Source organism: Streptomyces sp. NRRL F-4489 (assembly GCF_001509485.1).
In the GTDB taxonomy this organism is placed as follows: Bacteria; Actinomycetota; Actinomycetes; order Streptomycetales; family Streptomycetaceae; genus Streptomyces.
The window spans coordinates 88,949-111,585 of record NZ_LLZI01000221.1 but is presented as its reverse complement, the minus strand read 5'-3'; the positions used below and the strand labels follow the sequence as shown (position 1 = coordinate 111,585).

Annotated in this window: 25 protein-coding genes; 9 read left to right on the top strand and 16 right to left on the bottom strand. The window is 71.7% G+C overall.

Annotation, left to right across the window (positions count from 1 at the left end):
• Positions 1-23: 23 nt before the first annotated feature.
• From ADL22_RS16650 to ADL22_RS16640, 3 genes are all read right to left on the bottom strand, one after another.
• Positions 24-1,076: an aldo/keto reductase gene (locus ADL22_RS16650; protein WP_066979408.1), complete on the bottom strand. Its 1,053-nt coding sequence runs from the start codon at positions 1,074-1,076 to the stop codon at positions 24-26.
• Between the two features lie 123 nt (positions 1,077-1,199).
• The gene (locus ADL22_RS16645; RefSeq protein WP_066979406.1) at positions 1,200-1,628 is read right to left on the bottom strand and encodes an SRPBCC family protein; all 429 of its coding nucleotides are present in this window, start codon (positions 1,626-1,628) and stop codon (positions 1,200-1,202) included.
• A gap of 146 nt (positions 1,629-1,774) precedes the next feature.
• A complete protein-coding gene (locus ADL22_RS16640; RefSeq protein ID WP_234430727.1) occupies positions 1,775-2,734 on the bottom strand; it encodes a S1 family peptidase in 960 nt (319 codons plus the stop codon).
• Between the two features lie 291 nt (positions 2,735-3,025).
• Here ADL22_RS16640 and ADL22_RS16635 point away from each other — a divergent pair, with 291 nt between their 5' ends.
• Positions 3,026-3,688, top strand: a complete 663-nt coding sequence (locus tag ADL22_RS16635) for an SDR family NAD(P)-dependent oxidoreductase (protein ID WP_066979404.1) — start codon at positions 3,026-3,028, stop codon at positions 3,686-3,688.
• A gap of 93 nt (positions 3,689-3,781) precedes the next feature.
• Here the strand turns inward: ADL22_RS16635 and ADL22_RS16630 are convergent, their stop codons facing one another.
• Entirely contained in the window at positions 3,782-4,612 is an 831-nt protein-coding gene (locus ADL22_RS16630) for an alpha/beta fold hydrolase (protein ID WP_066979402.1), read from the bottom strand.
• Positions 4,613-4,679: 67 nt separating this feature from the next.
• Here ADL22_RS16630 and ADL22_RS16625 point away from each other — a divergent pair, with 67 nt between their 5' ends.
• Positions 4,680-5,189 carry a MarR family winged helix-turn-helix transcriptional regulator gene (locus tag ADL22_RS16625; RefSeq protein ID WP_066979400.1) on the top strand — a complete coding sequence of 170 codons (510 nt, stop codon included), beginning with the start codon at positions 4,680-4,682 and terminating at the stop codon, positions 5,187-5,189.
• A 33-nt stretch (positions 5,190-5,222) separates the two neighbouring features.
• Here ADL22_RS16625 and ADL22_RS16620 read toward each other — a convergent pair whose 3' ends face one another.
• A complete protein-coding gene (locus ADL22_RS16620; RefSeq protein ID WP_066979398.1) occupies positions 5,223-5,795 on the bottom strand; it encodes a quercetin 2,3-dioxygenase in 573 nt (190 codons plus the stop codon).
• Positions 5,796-5,994: 199 nt separating this feature from the next.
• On the opposite strand from ADL22_RS16620, the gene ADL22_RS16615 reads away from it, so the two are divergent.
• Entirely contained in the window at positions 5,995-6,486 is a 492-nt protein-coding gene (locus tag ADL22_RS16615; protein WP_066979395.1) for a MarR family winged helix-turn-helix transcriptional regulator, read from the top strand.
• Between the two features lie 319 nt (positions 6,487-6,805).
• On the opposite strand, the gene ADL22_RS16610 is transcribed toward ADL22_RS16615, so the two are convergent.
• The 4 genes from ADL22_RS16610 to ADL22_RS16595 all read right to left on the bottom strand — a co-directional run bounded on the left by ADL22_RS16610 (position 6,806) and on the right by ADL22_RS16595 (position 9,888).
• Positions 6,806-7,729: an LLM class F420-dependent oxidoreductase gene (locus ADL22_RS16610; protein ID WP_066979392.1), complete on the bottom strand. Its 924-nt coding sequence runs from the start codon at positions 7,727-7,729 to the stop codon at positions 6,806-6,808.
• 182 nt (positions 7,730-7,911) lie between these two features.
• The gene (locus ADL22_RS16605; RefSeq protein WP_066979389.1) at positions 7,912-8,526 is read right to left on the bottom strand and encodes a GNAT family N-acetyltransferase; all 615 of its coding nucleotides are present in this window, start codon (positions 8,524-8,526) and stop codon (positions 7,912-7,914) included.
• A 49-nt stretch (positions 8,527-8,575) separates the two neighbouring features.
• Positions 8,576-9,487, bottom strand: a complete 912-nt coding sequence (locus ADL22_RS16600) for a helix-turn-helix domain-containing protein (protein WP_066979387.1) — start codon at positions 9,485-9,487, stop codon at positions 8,576-8,578.
• Positions 9,488-9,651: 164 nt separating this feature from the next.
• Positions 9,652-9,888, bottom strand: coding sequence for a DUF397 domain-containing protein (locus ADL22_RS16595; RefSeq protein WP_066979384.1), 237 nt, complete (start codon positions 9,886-9,888; stop codon positions 9,652-9,654).
• A gap of 210 nt (positions 9,889-10,098) precedes the next feature.
• Here ADL22_RS16595 and ADL22_RS16590 point away from each other — a divergent pair, with 210 nt between their 5' ends.
• Entirely contained in the window at positions 10,099-10,632 is a 534-nt protein-coding gene (locus ADL22_RS16590; protein WP_066979378.1) for an ATP-binding protein, read from the top strand.
• Positions 10,633-10,673: 41 nt separating this feature from the next.
• On the opposite strand, the gene ADL22_RS16585 is transcribed toward ADL22_RS16590, so the two are convergent.
• The 4 genes from ADL22_RS16585 to ADL22_RS16570 form a co-directional block, all read right to left on the bottom strand.
• Positions 10,674-11,516: an SAM-dependent methyltransferase gene (locus tag ADL22_RS16585; RefSeq protein ID WP_066979375.1), complete on the bottom strand. Its 843-nt coding sequence runs from the start codon at positions 11,514-11,516 to the stop codon at positions 10,674-10,676.
• 75 nt (positions 11,517-11,591) lie between these two features.
• Positions 11,592-11,834, bottom strand: coding sequence for a class I SAM-dependent methyltransferase (locus tag ADL22_RS36995; protein ID WP_066979372.1), 243 nt, complete (start codon positions 11,832-11,834; stop codon positions 11,592-11,594).
• Positions 11,835-11,999: 165 nt separating this feature from the next.
• The gene (locus tag ADL22_RS16575) at positions 12,000-12,923 is read right to left on the bottom strand and encodes an alpha/beta fold hydrolase (RefSeq protein WP_079064182.1); all 924 of its coding nucleotides are present in this window, start codon (positions 12,921-12,923) and stop codon (positions 12,000-12,002) included.
• Positions 12,920-13,357: a helix-turn-helix domain-containing protein gene (locus ADL22_RS16570; protein ID WP_066979369.1), complete on the bottom strand. Its 438-nt coding sequence runs from the start codon at positions 13,355-13,357 to the stop codon at positions 12,920-12,922. Before ADL22_RS16570 ends, ADL22_RS16575 begins: the two co-directional genes overlap by 4 nt.
• A 182-nt stretch (positions 13,358-13,539) precedes the next feature.
• Between ADL22_RS16570 and ADL22_RS16565 the strand changes: the two genes are divergently transcribed.
• Positions 13,540-14,784, top strand: a complete 1,245-nt coding sequence (locus ADL22_RS16565; protein WP_107116317.1) for an FUSC family protein — start codon at positions 13,540-13,542, stop codon at positions 14,782-14,784.
• A 112-nt stretch (positions 14,785-14,896) separates the two neighbouring features.
• Positions 14,897-15,178, top strand: a complete 282-nt coding sequence (locus ADL22_RS16560; protein ID WP_199836312.1) for an acylphosphatase — start codon at positions 14,897-14,899, stop codon at positions 15,176-15,178.
• Positions 15,179-15,208: 30 nt separating this feature from the next.
• Here ADL22_RS16560 and ADL22_RS16555 read toward each other — a convergent pair whose 3' ends face one another.
• Complete coding sequence (locus tag ADL22_RS16555; protein ID WP_066979363.1) at positions 15,209-15,712, bottom strand: inorganic diphosphatase; 504 nt, start codon at positions 15,710-15,712, stop codon at positions 15,209-15,211.
• A 77-nt stretch (positions 15,713-15,789) separates the two neighbouring features.
• Entirely contained in the window at positions 15,790-16,974 is a 1,185-nt protein-coding gene (locus tag ADL22_RS16550) for a zinc-dependent alcohol dehydrogenase (RefSeq protein WP_066979360.1), read from the bottom strand.
• Between the two features lie 403 nt (positions 16,975-17,377).
• Here ADL22_RS16550 and ADL22_RS16545 point away from each other — a divergent pair, with 403 nt between their 5' ends.
• A complete protein-coding gene (locus ADL22_RS16545) occupies positions 17,378-17,620 on the top strand; it encodes a hypothetical protein (RefSeq protein ID WP_159048679.1) in 243 nt (80 codons plus the stop codon).
• Positions 17,621-17,790: 170 nt separating this feature from the next.
• Here ADL22_RS16545 and ADL22_RS16540 read toward each other — a convergent pair whose 3' ends face one another.
• Positions 17,791-18,783 (bottom strand): SDR family NAD(P)-dependent oxidoreductase, encoded by a 993-nt coding sequence (locus tag ADL22_RS16540; protein ID WP_066979355.1) that lies wholly within the window; start codon positions 18,781-18,783, stop codon positions 17,791-17,793.
• A gap of 856 nt (positions 18,784-19,639) precedes the next feature.
• On the opposite strand from ADL22_RS16540, the gene ADL22_RS16535 reads away from it, so the two are divergent.
• Together ADL22_RS16535 and ADL22_RS16530 are read left to right on the top strand one after the other, a co-directional pair.
• Positions 19,640-20,596 carry a TIGR03557 family F420-dependent LLM class oxidoreductase gene (locus ADL22_RS16535; RefSeq protein ID WP_066979354.1) on the top strand — a complete coding sequence of 319 codons (957 nt, stop codon included), beginning with the start codon at positions 19,640-19,642 and terminating at the stop codon, positions 20,594-20,596.
• Positions 20,593-22,482 (top strand): patatin-like phospholipase family protein, encoded by a 1,890-nt coding sequence (locus ADL22_RS16530; protein WP_267890181.1) that lies wholly within the window; start codon positions 20,593-20,595, stop codon positions 22,480-22,482. The genes ADL22_RS16535 and ADL22_RS16530 overlap by 4 nt, the downstream gene beginning before the upstream one ends.
• Positions 22,483-22,637 lie beyond the last annotated feature (155 nt).

Here is a 22,637-nt window from a genome sequence, read left to right as displayed (position 1 = left end):
GACGGTCCCGGGTCCACCTCGTCTCAGCCGGCGGCCGGCCGGGAGTCGGACGGACGGCGGCGGAGGGCCGGTGTGGTGAGGGCCGGCGGGGTCCAGACACCGTCCGGCGGGTAGACGTCGGCGCCGGGCGGGACGATGGCGTCGATCCGGTCGAGGGCGGCGTCGTCCAGCACCACCGCGCTGCCCTTGAGGGTGTTCCGGAGCTGGTCCATGGTGCGCGGGCCGATGATCACCGAGGTGACGGCCGGGTGGACGAGCGGGAAGGCGATCGCCAACTCCGGCAGGGAGCAGCCCAGTTCACCGGCCACGGTGACGAGTTGCTCGACGGCTTCCAGCTTCGCGGCGGTGAGCGGAGCCGACGGGTCGAAGCGGCCCGGGTGCAGGGTGGGGCGGCCGCTGCTCATGTCGATCGCCTGGCCCTTGCGGTAGCGGCCGGTCAGGAAGCCCGAGGCCAGCGGGCTCCAGGTCAGTACGCCCATGCCCAGGCGCTGGGCCACCGGCAGCACGTGCTTCTCAACGCCCCGGGCGAGCAGCGAATAGGGCGGCTGCTCGGTGCGGAACCGGTGGAGCCCGCGGCGTTCGGCCACGTGGTACGCCTCGACGATCTCGTCCGCGGGGAACGTGGAACAGCCGAACGCCCTGATCTTGCCCTGGCGCACCAGGTCGGTGAGGGCGGAGAGCGTCTCCTCGATATCGGTGGTGTGGTCGGGCCGGTGCACCTGGTAGAGGTCGATCCAGTCCGTGCCGAGCCGCCGCAGGCTGTCCTCGACCTCCCGGATGATCCAGCGCCGCGAGTTGCCGCCGCGGTTGGGCCCCTCCCCCATCGGGAAGTGCACCTTCGTCGCCAGCACCACGTCGTCCCGGCGGTCCTTCAGCGCCTTGCCGACGATCGTCTCCGACTCCCCGGCCGAATACATATCGGCGGTGTCGACGAAGTTGATCCCTTCGTCGAGCGCGGCGTGGATGATCCGTACGCAGTCATCGTGGTCCGGATTGCCGACGGAACCGAACATCATGGTGCCGAGGCAGTAGGCGCTGACCTCGATGCCGGTACCGCCCAGAGCGCGATAGCGCATGCAACTCTCCTTGGCTGTCACCCTGTTGGGAAGCGGGAGCGTGAGCATACGAGTTGGAGTGCGCTCCAGGGCAAGTACCTCGGGCGGACCACCGGCTCCGGGCGCGGGTGCGGGCGTGCCGGGCTACGCGGATTCCACCCGCCTCTTGAGTTGGTTGAGGTCGGCGGCGACCATGGTGGCGTCGCGCTCGAAGTCGGCGTCGGTGGTTCCTGGTTGGCGGCGGAGGGTGAAGACCACCTCGCTGCCCGAGCCGTCGGCGATCACGCGGACGGGGTTGTAAACCGTCTCGCCGGAGGGGAGGGTGACGTCGTGGTCGAGCACCCCCAGGTCGTTGGGTGGCGCGAAGGCGACCACGACGCGGCCCAGGAGGGTGGATTCCGCGACCCATTGATCGCCGACCTTTGTGATGGATTCTCCCAGACCGTGGGCCCAGTCAGGCAGGTTGGCCGGGTTCGACGCGTAGGCGTAGACCTCCTGGACGGGCCGGTCGATGCGGACGCTGAGGTGGCGGGACGGGGTGCCGGCGCTGTCGGTGGTGTCGGTGCTGTTCATGGGTGGTGACGGTAGAGGTTGCCGCCCCCGTCCGCTTGAACGAATCGGACGGGGGCGGCACACTGGCGAGCCGCGCGTCGCGGACACGTCGAGGGACGTCATCCCGGTCGGGCCGGTGGAGGCTCCCGATCAGGACAGTCTCTCGGTCAGCGCAGGCTCCCGATCAGGGCGGGGACGTCGGCGAACGCGGCGTCGGCGGGCTGTCCGCAGACCTTGCCCGCGGTCTCGCCGGCGAAGCTGAACACGCCGACCAGTTCCGGTCCGCGCCGGCCCCAGGTGACCAGCGGGCTGCCGCTGTCCCCGAAGCACATGGTGGTACGGCCGGTGGGCACATCGCGGGCGCAGAAGACCGATGCCTGGTCCACCACGGCCGGTGTCTGGGCGGCGCACTGCGCGTGGGTGCGTACGGTGAGATCGCCGCGGCGCAGCACGTCCCCGCGGATGTCCCGGTCGGGGTGGGCGGGGTCCGGTGCGGCGGTGGTGCCGTGGCTGAAGAGGGAGACGGGCGTGCCTGGTGCGGGCCGGTGCCTGGCGATGGGCAGGGGCCGGACACCCGGCACCGGGGCGCTGAGCCGGATCTCCGCGAGGTCACCGGCCGCCGAGGACAGCTCGGGGCTGCCCGGGTCGACGGGTGACGGCAGGAGCCGGTACTGGGGATGGAGGGTGACGCCGCGGATGCCGCGTACGGTGCCGGGATCGCGCGAGAGCACCGAGGAGCCAATGTGCACCTCCGCCTTGGTCGCGTCCTGGCCGGCCAGGCAGTGGGCCGCGGTGAGCACCCGGTCCGGGGCGATGAGGGCCCCGCCGCAGGAGGCGCGGTTCAGCAGCGGCCCGTCGCCTGTGACGGCCAGCGTCGCCAGCCAGGGGGCGGCACCGGGCTGCGGCAGCTGCGTTCCGCCCGACATGGCGTGCGCCGTCCCGGCCGCCCCGAGGGTCCCGGCCGTGCCCAGTACCGCGGCGGCGAGCACGGCCGCGCCGAACGCCGCTCCGGTCCGCGCCCGGCCGCGACCGCGGCGCGCCACCGCCCTGCCCCACCGGCCCGCGACGCCCCCGTCCGCCAGGCCGCCGACCATCGCGCCACCTGCCGACTGGTCGTTGATTCCCATCCGCTCCCCCGTGCTTTCCCGTGCTTTTTCGTGTCCCAGATCGCCTGCTTCTCTTCTGTTCTTCTGTGCCCGAACGTAGTCGGCGAGTTGGCGGGCATCGTCAGACCACGGTCGCGTTCGCGGTCATCCTGGGGGCGGACGGTGGCAGGAGGCCCGCGCTCCGGTGACTGTCCGGGAGCGGCCGGGTGGGAATAGGGAGTGCGGTGGCCGAGTTGCTCGTTCGAACGCGTCGGCGGGGGCCGGGTGGTCGCCCGGCCCGCCCTCGGCATCATCGAAAGGATGGCCCCCAGCATGTCCGTAACGTTCGTGATCGGCGCCGGGCCCGGTATCGGCCAGGCAGTCGCCCGCCGGTTCGCCCGCGAGGGCTCGTCGGTCGCCGTACTGGCCCGCTCCCAGGCCACCGTTGACGGGGCCGTGACGGCCGTCGAGGAGGCCGGCGGCACGGCCCTCGGTCTGCTCGCCGACGCGGCCGACGAGGTGTCGCTGCGTTCGGCGCTGGACGCCGCCGTGGAGGGGTTCGGCGTCCCGGACGTGCTGGTCTACAACGCCGCCTGGGTCCGCTACGACCGGCCCGGTGAGCTCTCCGCGGCGGAACTGGCGGCGACGTTGCGGGTCAACGTGGTCGGCGCGGTGAGCGCGGTGGCGCACCTCGCCCCGCGGATGGCGGCCGCCGGCGGCGGCACGGTGCTGCTGACGTCCGGGATGCCGGCGCCCCTCGCCGCGGCGACCAGCCTGTCCATCGGCAAGGCCGGGCTGCGCGCGGCCCGTGCCGTGCTCGCCGAGGAGTTCGGGCCGCGAGGCGTCCACATCGCGGCCGTCACCGTCGCCGGCCCGGTGTCCCCGGGTTCGGCGCTCGATCCGGACCGGATCGCCGAGCACTACGCGCGGATCGCGGCGCAGCCTGCCGGGCAGTGGGAGGACGATGTCGTGTTCGACGGCGAGACCGTGAAGTAGGGAGCGGCCAGGGCGCCGGCAAGCGGGGCCCCGGCCGGGGCGCACCGTCCCGCAGGAAGCGGCGCGCCCTGGGCTGCCGGGCAGCGGCTCGGGTCAGTGCTCCTGGTCGGGCAAGTCGCGCAGGAAGTCCCGGAGGAGGTCGTTGAAGAGGTCCGGGCTTTCCATGTTGGGATAGTGGCCGGCGCCGGGGACGGCCGTCGCGCGGCCGTTGGCGACCAGGCCGATGAGGCGTTCGGCCATGCCGATGTGGTCCGGCGAGTCGCTCGCGCCGTTGATGGCCAGCACCGGGACCGTGATCTTCGTCGCGCGGTCCCAGGTGTCGGCCACCGGCACCCGGTGGTCCGGTTCGTCCGCGGTGTGCTTGGTGATGGTCCGCCGGGCCATTTCCCGCAGCCTGCGGACGACGTCGTGGTCCATGTCGTCGAGCGTGCGGTGCGGTCCGGCGCCGAGCCGGGTGAACGCCTCGACCCAGCCCTCGATGTCGCCGGCGGCCAGTGCGCGGGCCTCCTCGTCCCGCGTCTCGCGCACCCAGGGGTCCCGGAATTCCGGTTCGCTGGTGCCGACGCCGCTGACCACCAACGCCCTTACCAGCTCGGGGTGTTCGAGCGCGGTGTCGACGGCGATGGCGCCGCCCATGGACACGCCGACCAGGATGGCGGGACCGGTTTCGAGGTGGCGCAGCAGGGCCGCGAGGTCATCGGTGTAACGGAACGGCTTGGTCGCGTTGGCGGACGCGCCGTGCCCGCGGACGTCCGGCGCGATCACCCGGTGGTCCGGCGCCAGGGCCGGTATCTGGTCGTCCCACATGCGGTGGTCCAGGAAACCGCCGTGCAGCAGCACCAGCGGCGCCCCGTTTCCCGCCTCGCGGTAGGCGAGACGGCCATCGGACGTGTCGAGGAAGGACATGCCTCCAGCATCAGTCATGACAACCAAGGTGCCATCTTCACGAGCTGCTTGGCAACCAAGGTGTCAAAGATGTCATCCTGGTGGGGTGACTGATTCCCGCCCCCGCCCCCGTTCGCACGCCCACCCGGCGTCCGACACTCCCCTCCCTCCCGACGACCTCGCGCGCCGGCTGACCGAAGTGTTCGACCTGGTGGGCCCGTTGTACCGGCGCGTGCAGCGCAAGGTGGAACAGGCCGCGCCCATCGAGGGCCTCTCGGTCGGCGTGCGCGCCGTCCTCGTCATGCTGCTGGAGCACGGGCCGATGACCGTGCCGCAGATGGGCCGCGCCCAGGCACTGAGCCGCCAGTTCGTGCAGCGCATGGTGAACGACGCGGCGGCCCGCCACCTGGTCGAGACCATCCCCAACCCGGCCCATCAGCGGTCCTCACTGATCCGGCTGACCGAGGACGGCCGGGCGGCCATCACCGCCGCGACCGCCCGCGAACACGCCCTGCTCCGGCAGGTCGGCGGCGAGCTGACCGACGCCGACCTGACCGCCTGTGTGCGGGTGCTCACAGAGATGCTTGAGCTCTTCGATCACGTGGAGGTGAGTTGAGGCAGGCCGTCCCGAACGGCGGCGCCTGCCCCGTCAGGGCCGTTCGACGCCCGGCGTGCGCCAGTGGTGTTCGGGCAGGAACTGCACGTCGTACCGTTCCGGAACGGTGGCGAACGCCTGGGGAGTGGGGACGACCGGGCGGTGCGGAAGGCCGAACTCCTCGGTGGCGGCGCCCATGTTCTCGAAGAACCGCTCGAAGGTGCCGCCGGGGCCCGCCGCCACGCCGACGACCCGGGTGAAGTGGCGTTCCATGCGGTAGGCGTGCGGGCAGTTCTTCGGTACGAAGCCGAAGTCGCCCGCGCTGAGCAGCCGCTCCTGCTGGTTGCCGTCGGTGTCCTCGACGAACAGCCGCACCGCGCCCTGGGTGACGTAGAAGACCTCGTAGGTGTCCCGGTGCAGGTGGGCCGGGATGATGTCGCCCTTGGGGCCCTCGCAGGTGAAGAAGTTGAAGGCGTTCTCGGTCTGCTCGCCGCCGGCGTAGACGGTGACCAGGTCCGCGAAGAGGTGGGCGCGATCGCCTTCACCCTGCTCGATGAAGTACGGGCGGCCCGGTTCGGCGGGGATCCGGGAGGCCCGGCGGTAGCGGGTGGCGAATTCGATGGTCATGGGGCGCCGCCTTTCACGGGGACAGGGAAGGACACGGGCACAGACAGGGGACCTTTAATGTCAGGTAGCCTGACATGGGAGAGTGTGGCACGGCAAGCGGCCGTCCCGAAACCGCGCCGCCCGGCCGGTCCCGCCCCGGCCCGCCACTCACCCGCCGGCCCGCCCGTCCAGTCACCCCGCACCCGCCAGGAGAGGACCCTTGGAATCCCGACACCCCGACCACGGCACACGCCCGCCCGCCGGCCGCCGCAGCCTGGCGCAGCTGCTGGGCGACGCCCGCCGCTGGTTCGATGACGCGCTGCTGGCCGCGATGGACGACGCCGGAACCCCGCCGGTCACCCCGACCCAGGTCCAGCTCTTCGCCGTGCTGGACGACGCCGGGACCACCGTCTCCGAGCTGGCCCGGCGGATGGGGGTGACCCGGCAGACCGCGCACCAGGCGGTCCACGGCCTGGTCGCCGCCGGACTGCTGGAGCAGATCCCGCATCCCGCCTCCGCCCGGCAGCGGCTGATCCGGCGCACCGCGGACGGCGAACGCGCCCACCGCCAGGCCGAAGCCGTCCTCGCCCGGCTCGAGGAGTGCCTGGCCGAACGCATCGGTCCGCAGGCCGCCACCGCCCTCCGCGCCGCCCTGGAACAGCCGTGGGGCCAGGCACCGGGGCCGGGAGGCCGGGCACCGGTCAGCCCGTAGCCGGGACGCTCCCTCCCCCTGGAGGATCCGCAACGGATCGAGGGGCACCTTGTTGTGCGCGACGGTGGTGCAGCGGCGGCGGGGCCGTGCGGTGGGCGGTCGGCTGACCGGGCTGCTCGCGCCGCTCCAGGCCATCGCGGCGATCATGGCGGTGTCCACCACCGCGCCGAGGGCGGCGCCGCGGCGGCGCACTTCCCGCGCGGAGTGGTGCAGGGGTCGTTCGCGTTCGCCGGCTTCTTCGTCGTCCTGACGCCGGCGCTGCCGCGCTGGGGCGCCGTCCCCGCGGTGCTGCTGGCGTGCAGTGCCGCCGTGCCTGTGCTCAGCCGGCCAGTTCGCCGAGGAGCTGCCAGGTGCGGCGGCGGGCGGCCTCGCCGGCCACCTCCGTGGCGGAGAAGACCACCTCCGTGGCGCCCGCGTCGCGGTAGCGGCGGATCTCCTCGGCGACCGCCTTCTCGTCGCCGACCACCGCCACATCGGCGGCCCGGCGGCCTCCGGACAGCTCGATCACCCGGGCGTAGGAGGGTATCTGCTCGTAGAACGCCAGGTGGTCGGTGAGCCTCGCGCGCACCGCGTCGGCGTCGTCGGTGACGATGCCGTTGACGAGCGCGACGATCCGGGGGGCCGGCCGGCCGGCGGCCTCGGCGGCGGCGGTGACCGCCGGGACGATGTGGTCGGCCAGGGCGCGCGGTCCGGCGATGTAGGGCAGGATGCCGTCCGCCAGCTCGCCGCTGACCCGCAGTGCCTTGGGTCCCATGGCGGCGACGAGCAGCGGGACGCCGGCCTCCGCGCCGGGCACCCGGGCCGGGAGCGGGGTGGTGGCGGTGAGCAGCTCGCCGTGGAAGTCGGCGCTGCCGGTCTCGGTCAACTGGCGCAGGGCGGTGAGGAATTCCCGCAGCCGGGCGACGGGCCGGGTGTACGGGATGCCGAAGCCCGCCTCGGTCAGGAGCTTGGTGCCGAGGGCGAGCCCGAGGTGGTAGCGGCCGTGGGTGGCCGCCTGGGCGGTCTGGGCCTGGCTGGACAGGACCAGGGGATGGCGTCCGAAGACGGGGACGGCGGACGTGCCGACGTGCAGCTCCGGCACCTCCCGGCCGACGACCGCGGCGAGCAGCGGCGAGTCCGCGCCGAAGGTCTGCCCGAACCACGCCGAGCACAGGCCCGCGGCCGCGGCCTCCTTGGCGAGGCGCACGCTGGCGTCGATCTGGTTGGCGGGGTCGGTCGGGTTGAGGGCAACTCCAATGGTCATGTCTGGTGAAAACGCCGGGGGTTGGCCACGCATTCCCGAAGGGGGCGTTCCCGGGCGGGTGTTCCCGGGGCGAGTGCCTCCGGTGGGGCGTTCCCGAGGGCGGACGCGCCGCGAGGGGCGCGCCCGCCGGCCCGCTTCCGGGCAGACCCGCCCCCGTCAGTCACGATCCCGCGTCGCCGCCGCTACACCCCGTCGGCGGCCGGTCGGCGCGGCTCGCGCCACATCGACCACAGCACCGGGCCACCGTCCGGCAGCCGCACCTCGCCGCGCACGGTGAAGCCGAAGTGCTCGTAGACGGGGAGGTTTTCCGGCTTGGAGGACTCCAGGTAGGCGGGCTGCCCGGCCGCGTCGGCCTTGGCCAGGCCCGAGCGCAGCAGGGCGGCCCCCTGCCCCTGGCCCTGGGCGGCCGGGTCGGCGCCGATCACGGCGAGGTACCAGTGCGGTTCCTGGGGCGTGTGCTGCGCGGCGGCCTCGACGGCGCCCTGGAACGCCCCGGCCCGGTCACCGAGGATGTCCAGGAGTTCCTTGATGGTCTCCTCGTCGGGCACGGCCTTGGCCTGCGCCTCCGGCGGCACCCAGAACGCGGCCGCCGCGCCGGTCCGTTCGCAGACGCCGTGGTGGGCGTACTGCCGGGTGAAGAGGGTGGTGTAGTAGCGGCCGAGCGCCGCCTCGCGGGAGGCGTCGTCGGGGAAGAACCAGCGCATCATCGGGTCGTCGACGAAGGCGCGGGCCAGGGTGCGGCTGACCATGGGGGCGTCGTCGAGCATCGCCGTCTCGGGCGTGTTCATTATCGGCATACGGGTCATTCTGCACCCGATGATCTTCGGCACCCGGACCGGGTCCGGGTCAGCCGAGCTGGTCCAGCAGCGAGGTGAGGAAGGCGCCGGTCTGCTGCGGGGTGTCGGCCTCGGTGCACAGCCGGTCCATCACCGCGGTGTACTGGTCGACGGCCTCCTGCTTGTCCAGATACAGCGCGCTGGTCAGCTGCTCCAGATAGACCTTGTCGGGGAGTTCCGGTTCGGCGAAGCGCAGGATGCTGAACGGTGCCCCGGCCGCCGCGTTGGCGCCCACGCTGAACGGTGCGATCTGGAGGGTGACGTTGGGCATCTCGATGGCTTTGAGGAGGTGGCGCAGCTGGGCGGCCATCACCTCGGTGCCGCCGAACGGGCGCCGCAGCACGGCCTCGTCCACCACCGCCCACAGCCGCGGCGCCTCCGGCCTGGTCAGCAGCTTCTGGCGGTCCATCCGCAGCTGGACGAGGCGGTCGATCCTGGCCTCGGGGGCGTTGGGGTAGCCGATGCGGGTGACGGCGTAGGCGTACTCCTCGGTCTGGAGCAGGCCGGGCAGGAACTGCACCTGGTACGTGCGGATCAGCGCGGCGGCTTCCTCCAGTCCGAGGTGGAGCTCGAACCAGTCCTCCAGGACGTCGCTGTACTCGTGCCACCAGCCCGGGGAGTTGGCCTGGTCGGCCAGCTCGACGTATTCGGCGCGGCGGTCGGGGTCCAGGATCTTGTAGAGGGTCAGCAGATCGGCGAGGTCCTGTCTCTTGAAGCCGACCTGGCCTCTTTCCAGCCGGGTGATCTTGGCGTGCGAGCCCCGGATGGCCTTGCCCGCGTCCTCGCGGGTGATGCCGGCCGCGGTGCGCAGCTTCCGGAGCTGGGCTCCCAGCACGATACGCGCGGCGGTCGGCCCGACCTGCGATTCCCTGAGGTAGCGCGTTATCGGCCGTTCGCCTTCCGGCCGCATCATGGCGGTCATCCCAACTCCCGTGTGCGACAGTGCTGATCCCCCAGTGTCGCACTTACCGGCCGTCAGGTACAGAAACAAGCCAACGTCACCGGGACCGCGAACGGGCCCGCCGCAGCGGCGCGACGGGCCCATGGCGTCCGGGCTCAGCCCATACAGGCTCGACCCAGACGGGCTCAGCCCAGCATGCCGTCGAAGTCGCCGTCCTTGGCGCCGCCGACGAACGCGGCCATCTCGGAGCGGGTGTAGATCAGCGCCGGCCCGTGCGGATCACGGGAGTTGCGGACGGCGAAGCCGCCGTCGGCCAGCTTGGCGACCTCGACGCAGTCGCCGCCGGGCGCGCTGCGCCGGCTCTTCCTCCACTCCGCCCCCTCGATGAGGTCCGCGGCCACACCGTTGTCGAACTGCTGCATACCGCCAACTCCTCTGCTCTCCGCACACGTTTCCCATGGGCACCGGAAGCCGCCGTACGCGCTGGCGCACGTACCGCTGCACTTACCGATGCAATTACGTTCGCTCCGAATGTAATTGCAGATGCACTTGCAGCGCTACAGATCCCCGGGAGATAGTGGTGCCGGATCACCGTTCGTGACGAAGGTCTGAGAGGCGACGCGGAGTTCGTGATGACCATGCGCCCGGCAGGACCGGCTGCCGTCCCCTTCCCCGCCCAGTCCTTCAGCCACTGGCTCGCGCAGGCACCCCGGCACCTTCCGCTCGACGACAGCGGCGGCACGGCCCGCCCGGACGGCCTGGCCGCCCGCGCGCTGACCGCGGACGGGCGGGCGGCCGCGGAGGCCCGCCGGTTCACCGGCACCACTCTCAGCGGCTGGAATCTCGGACCGCTGGTCGACAACGCCGTCCTGGTCGTCACGGAGCTGCTGTCCAACGCGCTGCGCTACGGCCTCGCCAAGCCCGCCGCCCAGCCCCGGGGCGGTGCCGCGCATCCGCTGTGGCTGGGCCTGCTGCGCTGCCGGGACCTCGTCCTGTGCACGGTCTGCGACCACAGCAGCGACGTCCCGGTACTGCGGGAGCCGGATCACTTCGCGCAGAGCGGGCGGGGGCTGCACATCATCGACTGCCTCAGCGCGTCCTGGGGCTGGACCACCCCCACCGCCGCCGGCAAGGCGGTCTGGGCGGCGCTGCCGGCCGCCAACTGACGTACAGCGCCGCCCAGTTACTTACTTACCCTGACTCCTCGTCAGGACTTCCGGGCAAGTCCCGCGTAGAGCGGGATGTCCTCGTCGGACAGGGCGTCGGCGCCCACGTCCACCGGGTCCGGGCGCCAGCGGTGGACGACGGTCAGGCCGGGGTCGGCCAGCTCCAGGCCGTCGAAGAAGCGCAGCACTTCCTGCTTGGTGCGCGCGTTCACATGGGAGCCCTTGGCCTCGAAGGTGTCCGACACCTCGCGCAGCGCGGCCGGTTCGAAGTCGGCGGTGACGTAGGTCAGAGCGAGATAGCTGCCGGGCGCGAAGGCGTCGAGGAGTTCCCGCACGATGGCGTACGGATCGTATTCGGCCGGGAGCCAGTGCAGTACGGCGATCAGGGTCAGCGCCACGGGCTGGGAGAAGTCGAGGGTCCGGCACAGGGTTCGGTCGCGCAGTATCTCCCCGGGGTGGCAGAGGTCGGCCTGGATGTAGGCGGTCCGGCCCGCGGGGTGACTGGTGTGCAGGGCGCGGGAGTGGGCCAGCACGATCGGGTCGTTGTCGGCGTAGACGATCCGGGACTCCGGCGCGATGGCCTGGACGATCTCGTGGAGGTTGGGGGAGGTCGGGATGCCGGTGCCGATGTCGAGGAACTGCCGGATACCGGCCTCGGCCGCGAGGTGGCGGGCGACGCGCTGCATGAAGGCGCGGTTCTGACGGGCGATCATCGCCGCGTTGGGCAGCGCGGCGAGGGTCTGCCGGGCCGCCTCGCGGTCCGCGGGGTAGTTGGTCTTGCCGCCGAGCAGTACGTCGTAGACCCGGGCGGCGTGCGGCCGGTCCGTGTGCAGTTCGACCGGCTGCTGAGGCCGGGCGCCCATCCAGTCCTCCGGCACCGCCATATCCAGCCCATCCCTTCCGTTCCCGTCGCGCACTTCCGCAACTCCCCTGCGTACCTTAGTCCGTTGGCCAGGGGCTTACGGGAATCCGCCCGAACTCCGGGCTACCGCTGGGCGGTCAGGAAGCGGCTGTGGACGGCGGTGCGCGCCGCACCGTGGGCGGGCGCCGAGCCGGTCGAGTACCGCGTCCTTGAATTCCAGCACCGTCGCCCGGTCGATCTCGAACAGGTCGACGCCCGGCGGCCACTCCAGGCGGAACGCGCGGACGTCCAGCCCGGCGGCGACCACCACCTGGCCGGTCCCGCCGAGCGCCGCCTCCATGAGGTACTGGTCGCGGTCAGTCCGACTCCGGTGACGATGTCCCACTCCTCGGACTGCGGCATGGGGTCCTCCTGCACCGGCGGCGACGGGTGAGAGCAGCTGACTGGGGGCGCGGCCCCGGTGGCGCCTGCGCGGCCCCCACTCCCCCGCCCCGCCTTCCCCGTGTCAGCCGCGCAGGAACGCGAGCACCGGCGTGGTCTGCCCGAAGAGCGAGTGCCCGGCCTCCGGCAGCACCCGCACGGTCGCCCCGGGCACGCACTCCCGCACCCGCCGGGCCGTCTCCGCGGAGTCGAAGAGCACGTCGCGGCCCCCGACGATCACGAGCAGCGGCGCGGCCAGCCGGCGCAGCTCCTCGTCCGGGAACACCGGCAGCCGTTCCGTACGCGGCTTGAAGTGGGTGAAGGTCAGCACGACCGTGTCGAGGACGGGCTCCAGCTCCGCCCCTTCGAGGCCCGCGACCATCCGCGCCGACCGGCGCACCCCGCGCCGCCCGAGGGCGCGCAGCAGCAGCGCCTTGACCAGCCAGCCCGTCTTCTGCCGGCCCACACCGCCCGGGCAGAGCAGCGCCAGCCGGGTCACCCGCTCCGGTCGGCGCAGCGCGTAGTCCAGCGCCAGCCAGCCGCCGAACGAGGTGCCGACCAGCGCGGTCCGGGTGAGACCGAGGCCCGCCAGTACGTCGTCCAGCCACTGCGCCGGGGCTTCGGAGGCCAGGGCCGGGCGGGACGGGGCGCTGTGGCCCGGTTCGCCGACGAGGTCGACGGCGTAGGTGCGGAAGTGCCGCGACCAGGCGGCGATATCGCCCTGCCACATGGTGGCGTTGGCGCCCGAGCCGTGCAGCAGCACCAGCGGCGGTGCGTCCGGCGGACCGGAGACGACGACGAAGGTCTCCCCCTCCCTGGTCGGCACCCGGACGTGCTCGGCGGGCACCGGCCAGTCCGCCAGTGCCTGGCGGTAGCGCCGCAGGATCGCTTCGGCTCCGGCCGCCGTGGTGTAGATCCGGGACGCGCCGGCGGGCGGGGCCGGAGCCGTGCCTGTGCCGGTCCCGGTGCCGGTGTCTGCCCCGTTGCCTGCCCCTGCGTTCGTGCTCACGAGGCGAGCACCCCCTCCACGTAGTCGAAGAGCCTGGCCGTGTCGGCCAGACCGCCGAGAACGATCACCTTCATCCGCGCCCGGTCCGGGTCGTAGACCGTCTGGATCCGCAGCGGCCGTTCGCCGCTGCCGCGACCGGCGGCCGCCGCCGTGAGCAGGGTGGAGAGCCGGTCGGCCGTCCTGGCGTCGACGTCCTCGATCTCCACGATGCTGGACGCCTCGGCATACCGCGCCCGTCCCGCCGTACCGCTCTCGGGGACGTCCATCGGGCGGCCGGTGAAGGACTCCAGATCCTCCCGCGCGATGCGGTACTGCTTGCCGATGCGGACCGCGGGCAGCCGGCCGTCCCGTACGTAGTTGCGCACCGTCCGGACGTGCAGTCCCAGCCGCTCGGCCACCTGCTCCACGGAATAGAAACGTTCTCGATCGGTCATGAGATTACCTTAACCTTCCCTATCGAGCGGCTGGATAGGGAACTTTACGGAAGTCAGCGGGAGGGGAGGGAAGCTGAGGGGCGCGGGCCGGGTAGGGCGCGTCGCGGCAGGGCGGGCGGATATTTCGGATATCGGTGTGGCGGACGTTGTTCCGGGTGCGAATGGCGGGAAAGGGACGAGGAGTGCGTGAGGTAACCGATCCCCTGCTGGACCTCGTCCGGCGGCACCGCGAGCCCGTGGTGGCCCAGACCCTGCGGTCGACGGTCGCCGCCGTGATCTCGTACGTCGTCGCCCGGCTGCTGAGCAGTGAGCCGGCCCCGCTGACCGCGCCGCTGACCGCGCTGCTCGTCGTCCAGGTCACCCTCTACACCACGCTCACCACCAGCATGCGCCGGGTGAATTCGGTGGTGGTCGGGGTGCTCATCGCCATCGGCTTCAGCTCGCTGGTGGGACTGACCTGGTGGAGCCTGGGGCTGATCATCCTGGCGTCGCTGGTGATCGGCCGGTTCGTCAAGGCCGGGGAGTTCGTTCCGGAGGTGGCGATCAGCGCGATGCTGGTGCTGGGCGTGACCACGACCCGGGTGGCCGCGACCGCCTGGGACCGGGTGCTGGAGACGCTGATCGGCGCGGTCGTCGGGATGCTGTTCAACGTGCTGTTCGTACCGCCGGTGTGGGTGCAGCCGGCCAGTGAGGCGATCGAGGGACTGGCCGGGCGGATGCGGGACCTGCTGCTGCGCCTCGGCGACCAGGTGCTCGGTCATGTCGCGGTGGCCGACGCGGCGGACCGGCTGCACGAGGCGCGGCGGCTGGACCACGACGTGGTGCAGGTGGACGAGGCGCTGCGGCAGGCCGAGGACAGTCTGCGGATGAACCCGCGCGTCAAGGAGGGCCTGCTGTCGCGGGTGGTGCTGCGCACCGGGCTGGACACGCTGGAGATCTCCGCGGTGGTGCTGCGCACCGCGTGCCGGACGCTGACCGATCTCGCCAAGGCCCGGACCGGCGAACCGCTGTTCCGTGGCGACATCGCCCACGCGCTGCGGGAGCTGTTCTGCCATATGGCACGCGCCGTGGAGAGCTTCGGGGTGCTCATCACCACCCAGGTCAGCGCCAGTGCGGAGGAGGCGGAGGACCGGCTCGTCCGGGAGCTGGCCGCGAGCCGCGCCAGCCGCGAGGTGGTGGCGCATCTGCTGCTGGACGGGGTGCGCCGGCATCCGCGCCAGTGGCAGTTGCACGGTGCGCTGCTGGCCGAGATCGACCGGATCCTGGACGAGTTGGACGTCGCCAAGCGTTCGGAACGGCTGGTGGAGGAACTGAACCGCCACTCACGGGAGCAGCGGGAGAAGTACCCGTGGGTGGCGAAGCTGCGCGCGCGGCTGGGCGCCTCCCCGGAATACGGCCTGGAGCCGCACCGGCTTCCTCCGGAATAGCGGATGGCGGTGCCTGGAGATCCCTCGGACTCGGCTTGTCCGGGAGTGCCTCGGGGTGCCTGAGCATGCCTCGGGGTGCCTGGGAGCGGTCGTTCCTCTACAGTCCTGTGCCATGCTGCGGAAGCACATCATCGTGACCGGGCGGGTGCAGGGAGTCTTCTTCCGCGACACCTGCCGTCAGCAGGCCCTGGCGCGCGGTGTCGCGGGCTGGGTGCGCAACCTGCCCGGCGGTCAGGTCGAGGCGGTCTTCGAAGGCGCGGAGCCGGCGGTGGCCGGGATGGTCGACTGGGCGCGCCAGGGTCCGCCGGCCGCGCGGGTGGACACCGTGGACGTCCGCGACGAGGCGCCGGAGCGCCTGGCCGGCTTCGAGGTGCTGCCGACGCCGCGCGGCTGACCGGGCCGGTTCACCGCGCGGGCGCCCTGGTCACGCCGACGCACCGGGGGCCGGTGCCTGGGCGGCCCGCCGCCGTGCCTCCTCGATCTCCGCGTATGCCTGGTCGCGGCCTTCCCAGTGCGACCCCTCCACCGACTTGCCTGGTTCCAGGTCCTTGTAGACCTCGAAGAAGTGGGTGATCTCCAGGCGGTCGAATTCCGGTACGTCGCCGATGTCCTGGACCCCGCCGTAGCGCGGATCGTGCGCGGGCACGCACAGGATCTTCTCGTCCGGGCCCTTCTCGTCCCGCATCACGAACATCCCGACCGCCCGGCACAGGATCACGCACCCGGGGAAGGTCGGCTCGCCGACCAGCACCAAGGCGTCCAGCGGATCGCCGTCCCGGCCGAGGGTGTGGTCGATGTAGCCGTAGTCGGCCGGGTACTTGGTGGAGGTGAACAGCAAGCGGTCGAGCCGGATCCGCTCCAGCGTGTGGTCCATCTCGTACTTGTTGCGCGACCCCTGGGGGATCTCCACAGTCACGTCGAATTCCACCACTACCTCCTCGACGACCGCGGCGGACGACGGCCGCGGCGGTCAGAGTTGACTGGCAGCCGCCCGCCCGGCCGGTGTCACGGCCGCAGCAGCGTCTTGATCATGCCGTCCTCCTTCGCCTGGAACGTCCGGTACGCGTCCGGCCCGTCCTCCAGCGGGAGTTGGTGGGTGGCGAAGCCCTCGACGCCGAGCGGGTCCTCGTCGGTGAGCAGCGGGAGGATGTCGTCCACCCAGCGCCGGACGTTGGCCTGGCCCATCCGCAGCTCGATCTGCTTGTCGAACAGGGTCAGCAGCGGCATCGGGTCCATCGCCCCGCCGTAGACGCCGACGATGGAGATCGTGCCGCCCCGGCGCACCACGTCGATCGCGGTCTGGAGGGCCGCCATGCGGTCCATCCCGATCCGGGTCATCAGCTTCTCGGCGATCGCGTCCGGCAGCATGCCGACGGCCTGCTGGGCGGCCCGGATGAGGGGCGCGCCGTGCGCCTCCATCCCCACCGCCTCGATCACCGCGTCGGCCCCGCGCCCGCCGGTCAGCCGGCGGATCTCGTCGCCCAGCCCGTCCCCGTACGCCGTCAGGTCCAGGGTGTGCACCCCGCGTGCCTGGGCGCGGGCCAGGCGCTCCGGCACCAGGTCCACGCCGATGACCTGCTCGGCGCCGCGGTGCAGGGCGATCCGGGCGGCCATGTCGCCGATGGGGCCGAGCCCGAGGACGACGACGTTGCGGTGTTCGGGGACCTTGGCGTACTCGACCGCCTGCCAGGCGGTGGGCAGCACGTCGGAGAGGTAGACGAACCGCTCGTCCGGGGGCCCGTGCGGCACCTTGACCGGCAGTGTGTTGCCGAACGGGACGCGCAGGTACTCCGCCTGGCCGCCGGGTACCTGCCCGTAGAGCTTGGTGTAGCCGAACAGCGCGCCGCCCGAGCCGTACTCCTTGACCTGGGTGGTCTCGCACTGGGAGTGCAGTCCGCGGTCGCACATCCAGCACGAGCCGCAGGAGACGTTGAACGGCACCACCACCCGGTCCCCGGCCGACAGCGCGGTGACCTCGGGGCCGGCTTCCTCGACGATGCCCATCGGCTCGTGGCCCAGGATGTCGCCGGGTTCCATGAACGGCGCCAGCACCTCGTACAGGTGCAGATCGGAGCCGCAGATGCCGGTGGAGGTGACTTTGACCAGGACGTCGGTCGGCTCCTTGATCGTGGGGTCGGGGACGGTGCTGACGCGGACGTCCCGCTTGCCCTGCCAGGTCAGTGCCCGCACGGTGATCTCCCCTTCGGTTCGCCTGTCTGCGTCGGGTTCGGCGGTCTGCGTGGTGGTGCGCGCCGGTTCCTGCCATGCACCGCTTTGCCGGGTATCGCGGGTGCCACACGTGGGGGCTGGTGGGGCGGCGCGCGGGGCCGCGCGATGCCAGGGAACGGACAAGGCCGCGCGCGCTCAGCGGGCGGCCGCGGACGTCCCGCCCGGCCCTCCGGGGCCATCCCCTCAACGATAGGTTCGGCGGCCGGGGATCGCATGGCATCGGGCGCTGACCTCGGAGAACGCCGATCGTCCGCCGCCGTCCCGGCACCCGCCGTCCGCCCGATTCGCCGCCGACCGCCGGATCGGGTGGAGTGGAGTGGAGGAAACGGGGGAGCGGAAAATGGAGGAAGGGAAGGAGGCTGTGATGCCTGGTTCCGAAACTCCGGACGAACCTCCCAAGGTGAGCAACCCGCCGCCCATGACCGGCCCGCTGGTACCTCCGTACGCCGACCGCGGCGCGGACGACGACGGCCACGGTCACGGCACCCGCGGCCGCGAGCACGGCTCGCTGAAGTTCGCCGAACTGGCGCGCCGGAAGGCCCGCCAGGCGATGGAGAAGCTCCGGCCGCATCAGCCCGGCGGCGGTCGGAAGCCGGCGGGGGATTGACCTCCGGCACCGACCCACCGAACAGACACCGATCCATCCACCGAAGGACAGATTCCGAACACCGGCCCACCGATGGAATACGCCGGGAATACGGCCCACCGATGGGAATACGCCGGGAATACGCCCCGACTGCGCGTGACTGCTGAGCGGACGCTACGGTTGCGCGGACGCTACGGCAGCATGCCGTCGGGGCGTCCGCGCTGGTTGAAGCGGTCGGCGGCCCGCTCGTTGAAGACTCCCAGCACACCCCGGAAGCGCGGTGCGGGTGACTGGTCCTGGCCCTGGATCTCCGCCCCCTCGGACGTGCCCGACCCGCCGCCGCTCGGCAGCAGGCGGCCCACGGCCGTGGTGAGCCGGGTGGTGGTGGCCGGCGCCACCCCGTGCGCCAGCGCGCCGAGCTTGGCGGCCGGGGTCAGGACGATCCGGGCGCGCCGCCGCTGGACCGCGGTCACGATGCGGTGCGCGGCGCGTTCGGCGTCCATGGACAGTACGGGCGCCCCGGCCAGTGCCTGGAACCACGCGTACTCGCGGCGCCGGTCGCCGCCGAACCGCGCGTGCAGATGCGATCCGGTCCGCATCAGCCCGGGGTGCACACCGGTCACCGACACACCGTGCGGGGACTCCTCGGCGTGCAGCCCTTCGGCCAGCGCGGCGACCGCGGCCTTGGCGCAGGAGTACGGCAGGAGGTGCGGCACCGCCAACAGGCCGCCGACCGAGCCGACCAGCGCCAGCCTGCCTCCCGCCGGGCTGCGCCGCAGATGCGGCAGCGCGGCGAACGCGGTATTGAGCGTGCCGTTGAAGATGGCGTCGATGGCGTCGTGGAAACCCTCGGTGCCGAGTGCGTCCGCCGGTCCCACCTGGATGATCCCGGCGTTGGCGATGACGATGTCCAGGCGGCCGCGTTCGGCCACCGCCTCGTCCAGGCACCGCTGGACCGCGTCCTTGTCCCGCACGTCGCAGACGGCGCTGCGGACCGATCCGGTGCTGCAGGGGGTGAGCCGGCCGATGGCCCGGTGGAGTTCGGCGTCGTCCCGGGCGAGCAGGACGACATGGCAGCCGCGGGCCATCAGTTCGCGGGCCATCAGCAGGCCGAGCCCGCGCGAACCGCCGGTGACGACCGCGGTCAGTCCCTCGATCGAAGGCGGGGTCGGAAGAATTCCCATGACGTGACGTCCCTTTCCGCCGGCCGTTCACCGGCGCGCGTCGGTGTGTGCGCGTTCGCCGCTTCCCGGTCCGGCCGTCAGCTCGCCGCTTCCCGGTCGTCCGGGCTGTGCGGCCGTGACCGCGACCGTGACCGCGACCGCCGGCACAGCAGCCGGGCCAGGCAGGCGAGGGCCAGTCCCGATACCGACGCGCACGCCGAGACCAGGGCCGTAGCGGTGGCCCTGGCGGCCGGGATCAGCACTCCGCGGGTCACGGCTCCGCATACGCGCACGGCCAAGCAGCCGTCACGCCACGGTGGGGTCTGGGGCGCGGGCGGTGGTGGTGGCGGCGGGACGTCCCATCGCATGGTCGTCAGACGACGGTCCAGCTCCGCGTCGTCCGCACGCAATTCCTGCTCGATCTGTGCCAGGAGAAAGCGTTCCCGGCGGGACAGTGCCTCAGTCATGGCGGTCGCCTCCGTGAGAAAGCGCCAACGCCTCCCGTCCTCCCTCCACTCTGGTCCCGGGCGGCCCTCCCGGCAATCGGGCCGGTGGGCCGGGCACGGGCCCCGTGTGCCTGGCCGGTCCCGGGGAAGGTGCCAGGCATGCGTGACCGCTACGGGACGGTGTGTTGCTCTGCGCGTGGGCGCCTGGCCCCCCGCGTGCGGACGTCCGCGAACGTTCGTACGGTCGAAGTCGAAGAGGCCGGGCACATCCCCTCCACTCGCGCATTCACTCCCCCTCACACCCCGTCACTCACCCCGCTCACCGCTCGGCCCACGCCCCCCGCCTTCCCCGGCAGCACACCGACCCGAAGCAGGCCGCGCCCGAGCCCGAAGCCCGAAGGCCCGCAGCCGCCCCTCGTGGAGGACGCCCCATGCCCGACTACGGCTACTTCCTCTCCTGCGAAGAGCACGGACCGGCCGCTCTCGTCGAGCAGGCCAGGATGGCCGAACAGGCCGGATTCACCTCGCTGTGGATCTCCGACCATTTCCACCCGTGGAACGACGAGCAGGGCCAGAGCCCGTTCGTCTGGTCGGTGATCGGGGCGCTCTCCGAGGCCACCTCGCTGCCCGTGGAGACCGCCGTGACCTGCCCCACGGTGCGGCTGCACCCGGCGGTCACCGCCCAGGCGGCCGCCACCGCGGCGGTCCAGACCGGCGGCCGCTTCCGCCTCGGGGTGGGCAGCGGCGAGGCGCTCAACGAGCACATCCTCGGCGACCGCTGGCCCCAGGCGGCGGTCCGCCTGGAAATGCTGGAAGAGGCCGTCCAGATCATGCGGCAGCTCTTCACCGGCCGGGAAGTCAGCCACCACGGCAAGCACTACACCGTCGAGAACGCCCGGCTCTACACCGTCCCCGCGAAGCCGATCCCCATCGACGTCTCGGGTTTCGGCCCGGCCGCGACCGAACTGGCCGGACGGATCGGCGACGGCTTCGTCACCATGGCTCCGGACGCCGAGGCAGTGGAGCGTTTCCGGCGCAGCAGCCGCGGGACGAAACCGGCCATGGGCGGGCTGAAGGTGTGCTGGTCCGCCGACCGCGAGGAGGCGGTACGCACCGCCCACCGGCTGTGGGCCAACGAGCAACTGCCTGGCGAACTGCCGCAGATCCTGCCCACCCCGCGCCACTTCGAGCAGGCGTCCACGCTGGTCACGCCGGAACGCGTCGCCGAGAACGTCCCCTGCGGAGACGACCCCGACACCCACCTCAAGGCGATCAACGCCTACACGGAGGCCGGTTTCGACACCGTGTACATCAACCAAATCGGCCCGGACCAGCGGGGCTTCTTCGACTTCTACCGCACCAAGGTGCTACCGCAGCTGACCGGCTGACGGCACGGAGCCGGGTCCCGCGCCGGTCCTGCGGCGGGGACGCGACCTGCGGCGAGGGCGATACCGCCGACGATATCGACGAAGACGATATCGACGAACGGGACCGGGAGACCTTCCGTATCTGGCAGCGGCTGACCCGCAAAGCAGGGACGAAAGTTGTGATCGATATCGTCTCGGGCACCTCCGCGGGCGGCATCAACGGCCTGATCCTGGCCACGGCGATGCCCCGCGGTGCCAGACTCCCCGCGCTCAGCGACCTGTGGACCCATGCCGCTTCATTGAACCGGCTGCTGAATCCGCCGTCGGAGAAGAGTGTGCTGAACGGCGACACCTTCACCGCGGAGGTGGACAAGGCGGTGCGAGGTATGCGGGGCAGCCCTGGCAGCAGCCCCCATCCGGTCACGCTTTTCGTCACCGCGACGGCGCTGGACGGGCGCAATCAGACCTACCGGGACGGCTTCGACACGGAATTCCAGATCCGCGATCACCGGCGGCTCTACCGCTTCCAGCAGGAGGACGTCCACGTCACCTACGAGACCGACGATCTGCGCAACTGGGGATTCAAGAAGCGGCCGGTGTCGCATTTCACGAATGACGACCTCCCGGCGCTGATCCAGGCCGCCCGGGCCACCGCCGGTTTCCCGGTGGCTTTCCAGCCGGTTTCGGAGTATCCCATGCTGGACCGCCGGGTCATGCCGGACCCGGATCTCGACTTCCCGGCGAGCTGTGTGATGGACGGCGGCGTCCTCAACAACGCACCGTTCGGACCGGTGCTCGCGGAAATCACCCGTCGGAAGCTCGACGGCCCCATGAAGCGGGTCGTGGTGTACGTCGTCCCGTCCGTCGGACGACTGGCCCAGGAGAACACCAAGCAGAACCTGTGCGGAGAGGTCGGGTGGTACGTCGCGGCGATGAACGCGATCCGCTATCCGCAGGAGGTGAATCTCCGCTCCGGAACAGAAGACCTCGCCGCGCGCCTCGGATCGAGCATCCGGGATCAACAGCTCGACCTCTTCCAGCGGTTGAGCGACCCGCGGAACCACGGCGAAGGAAATGTCTACCAACACCTCCGGAACGTGGCCCGGAATCTCAACAACGAGTACCGCCACAGCCGGGCCGCCGCGCTCCTCTACGATCTGCGCAGACGGGTCAGCGAGAGCAGCGATATCAGTGCCCTGATCGCGGCGCCGGAACTGGACAGTGCGCGGCTCGAGGCCATTCTCGGCGCGTGCCGGGGCGACGACGATCAGTGGACGCATCCGAGCTGGATCCCGCGCTACGACCAGCCGTTGGAATTCCATGCGGATCAGCCGTGGAACTGGGGAATCATCGCCGCGGAACGCGTCATCCAATGCCTCATCGGCCACCTTCTCGATTTTCTCGACCGGGAGAACGGCGAAGCCGAGCGGACAGCGCTGTCCGAGGGCGGGCAGCACATCAGTGAATGCCTGCGCGAAGTGATGGCTCTCGGGGACGCGTTGGATTCCGGGATACGGTCGGCCGCCGATCCGAACGATCTCGCGGAGGAGGGCGCCGCCCACCTCTACGACGAGGTCTTCACCCGGCTCGGCGTACCGGAACGCCTGCGCGGGATCGTCGTAACGGCAAGCGAAAGCTATGTGCGTGCGATGTCGTCGGCGGGTCTCCACAACGGCTGGAGCAGCGAGGAAGTCGTAACGGCCGGTCTGACCGTGGAAGTCCTCACCCGGGTCTATGCACCACCATCGAAACTGGTGGAACCGCTCACCCCGAAGTTCGCCTTCCTGCGACTCGGCCCGGACACCATGAGCCCGCTGTTCCATGAGGACCATCTGGATGATTTCGGCGACCGGAAGCTGTACGGGACACGCCTTTCCCACTTCGGCGCCTTCGCCAACCCTTCCTGACGGAAGTCCGATTTCACCTGGGGACGTCTGGACGCCGCCCACCATCTGCTCTGCCTGCTCGGCGGCCTGAGCAAGGAAGAACGCAAGCAGGCGGAGAAGGAGCTGCATTGGGCCATCCTGACTTCCGAGGCTCCCCCGGACGAGGCCGCTGGAGG

What these genes read in the sequence shown, in the direction of transcription:
- ADL22_RS16540 (WP_066979355.1), bottom strand. Translation starts at nt 18,783, where the DNA reads ATGGGAATTCTTCCGACCCCGCCTTCGATCGAGGGACTGACCGCGGTC.
- ADL22_RS16535 (WP_066979354.1), top strand. Translation starts at nt 19,640, where the DNA reads ATGCCCGACTACGGCTACTTCCTCTCCTGCGAAGAGCACGGACCGGCC.
- ADL22_RS16650 (WP_066979408.1), bottom strand. Translation starts at nt 1,076, where the DNA reads ATGCGCTATCGCGCTCTGGGCGGTACCGGCATCGAGGTCAGCGCCTAC.
- ADL22_RS36995 (WP_066979372.1), bottom strand. Translation starts at nt 11,834, where the DNA reads ATGGAGGCGGCGCTCGGCGGGACCGGCCAGGTGGTGGTCGCCGCCGGG.
- ADL22_RS16610 (WP_066979392.1), bottom strand. Translation starts at nt 7,729, where the DNA reads ATGACCATTGGAGTTGCCCTCAACCCGACCGACCCCGCCAACCAGATC.
- ADL22_RS16645 (WP_066979406.1), bottom strand. Translation starts at nt 1,628, where the DNA reads ATGAACAGCACCGACACCACCGACAGCGCCGGCACCCCGTCCCGCCAC.
- ADL22_RS16560 (WP_199836312.1), top strand. Translation starts at nt 14,897, where the DNA reads ATGCTGCGGAAGCACATCATCGTGACCGGGCGGGTGCAGGGAGTCTTC.
- ADL22_RS16635 (WP_066979404.1), top strand. Translation starts at nt 3,026, where the DNA reads ATGTCCGTAACGTTCGTGATCGGCGCCGGGCCCGGTATCGGCCAGGCA.
- ADL22_RS16595 (WP_066979384.1), bottom strand. Translation starts at nt 9,888, where the DNA reads ATGCAGCAGTTCGACAACGGTGTGGCCGCGGACCTCATCGAGGGGGCG.
- ADL22_RS16640 (WP_234430727.1), bottom strand. Translation starts at nt 2,734, where the DNA reads ATGGGAATCAACGACCAGTCGGCAGGTGGCGCGATGGTCGGCGGCCTG.
- ADL22_RS16585 (WP_066979375.1), bottom strand. Translation starts at nt 11,516, where the DNA reads ATGGCGGTGCCGGAGGACTGGATGGGCGCCCGGCCTCAGCAGCCGGTC.
- ADL22_RS16630 (WP_066979402.1), bottom strand. Translation starts at nt 4,612, where the DNA reads ATGACTGATGCTGGAGGCATGTCCTTCCTCGACACGTCCGATGGCCGT.
- ADL22_RS16605 (WP_066979389.1), bottom strand. Translation starts at nt 8,526, where the DNA reads ATGCCGATAATGAACACGCCCGAGACGGCGATGCTCGACGACGCCCCC.
- ADL22_RS16590 (WP_066979378.1), top strand. Translation starts at nt 10,099, where the DNA reads ATGACCATGCGCCCGGCAGGACCGGCTGCCGTCCCCTTCCCCGCCCAG.
- ADL22_RS16620 (WP_066979398.1), bottom strand. Translation starts at nt 5,795, where the DNA reads ATGACCATCGAATTCGCCACCCGCTACCGCCGGGCCTCCCGGATCCCC.
- ADL22_RS16570 (WP_066979369.1), bottom strand. Translation starts at nt 13,357, where the DNA reads ATGACCGATCGAGAACGTTTCTATTCCGTGGAGCAGGTGGCCGAGCGG.
- ADL22_RS16545 (WP_159048679.1), top strand. Translation starts at nt 17,378, where the DNA reads ATGCCTGGTTCCGAAACTCCGGACGAACCTCCCAAGGTGAGCAACCCG.
- ADL22_RS16600 (WP_066979387.1), bottom strand. Translation starts at nt 9,487, where the DNA reads ATGACCGCCATGATGCGGCCGGAAGGCGAACGGCCGATAACGCGCTAC.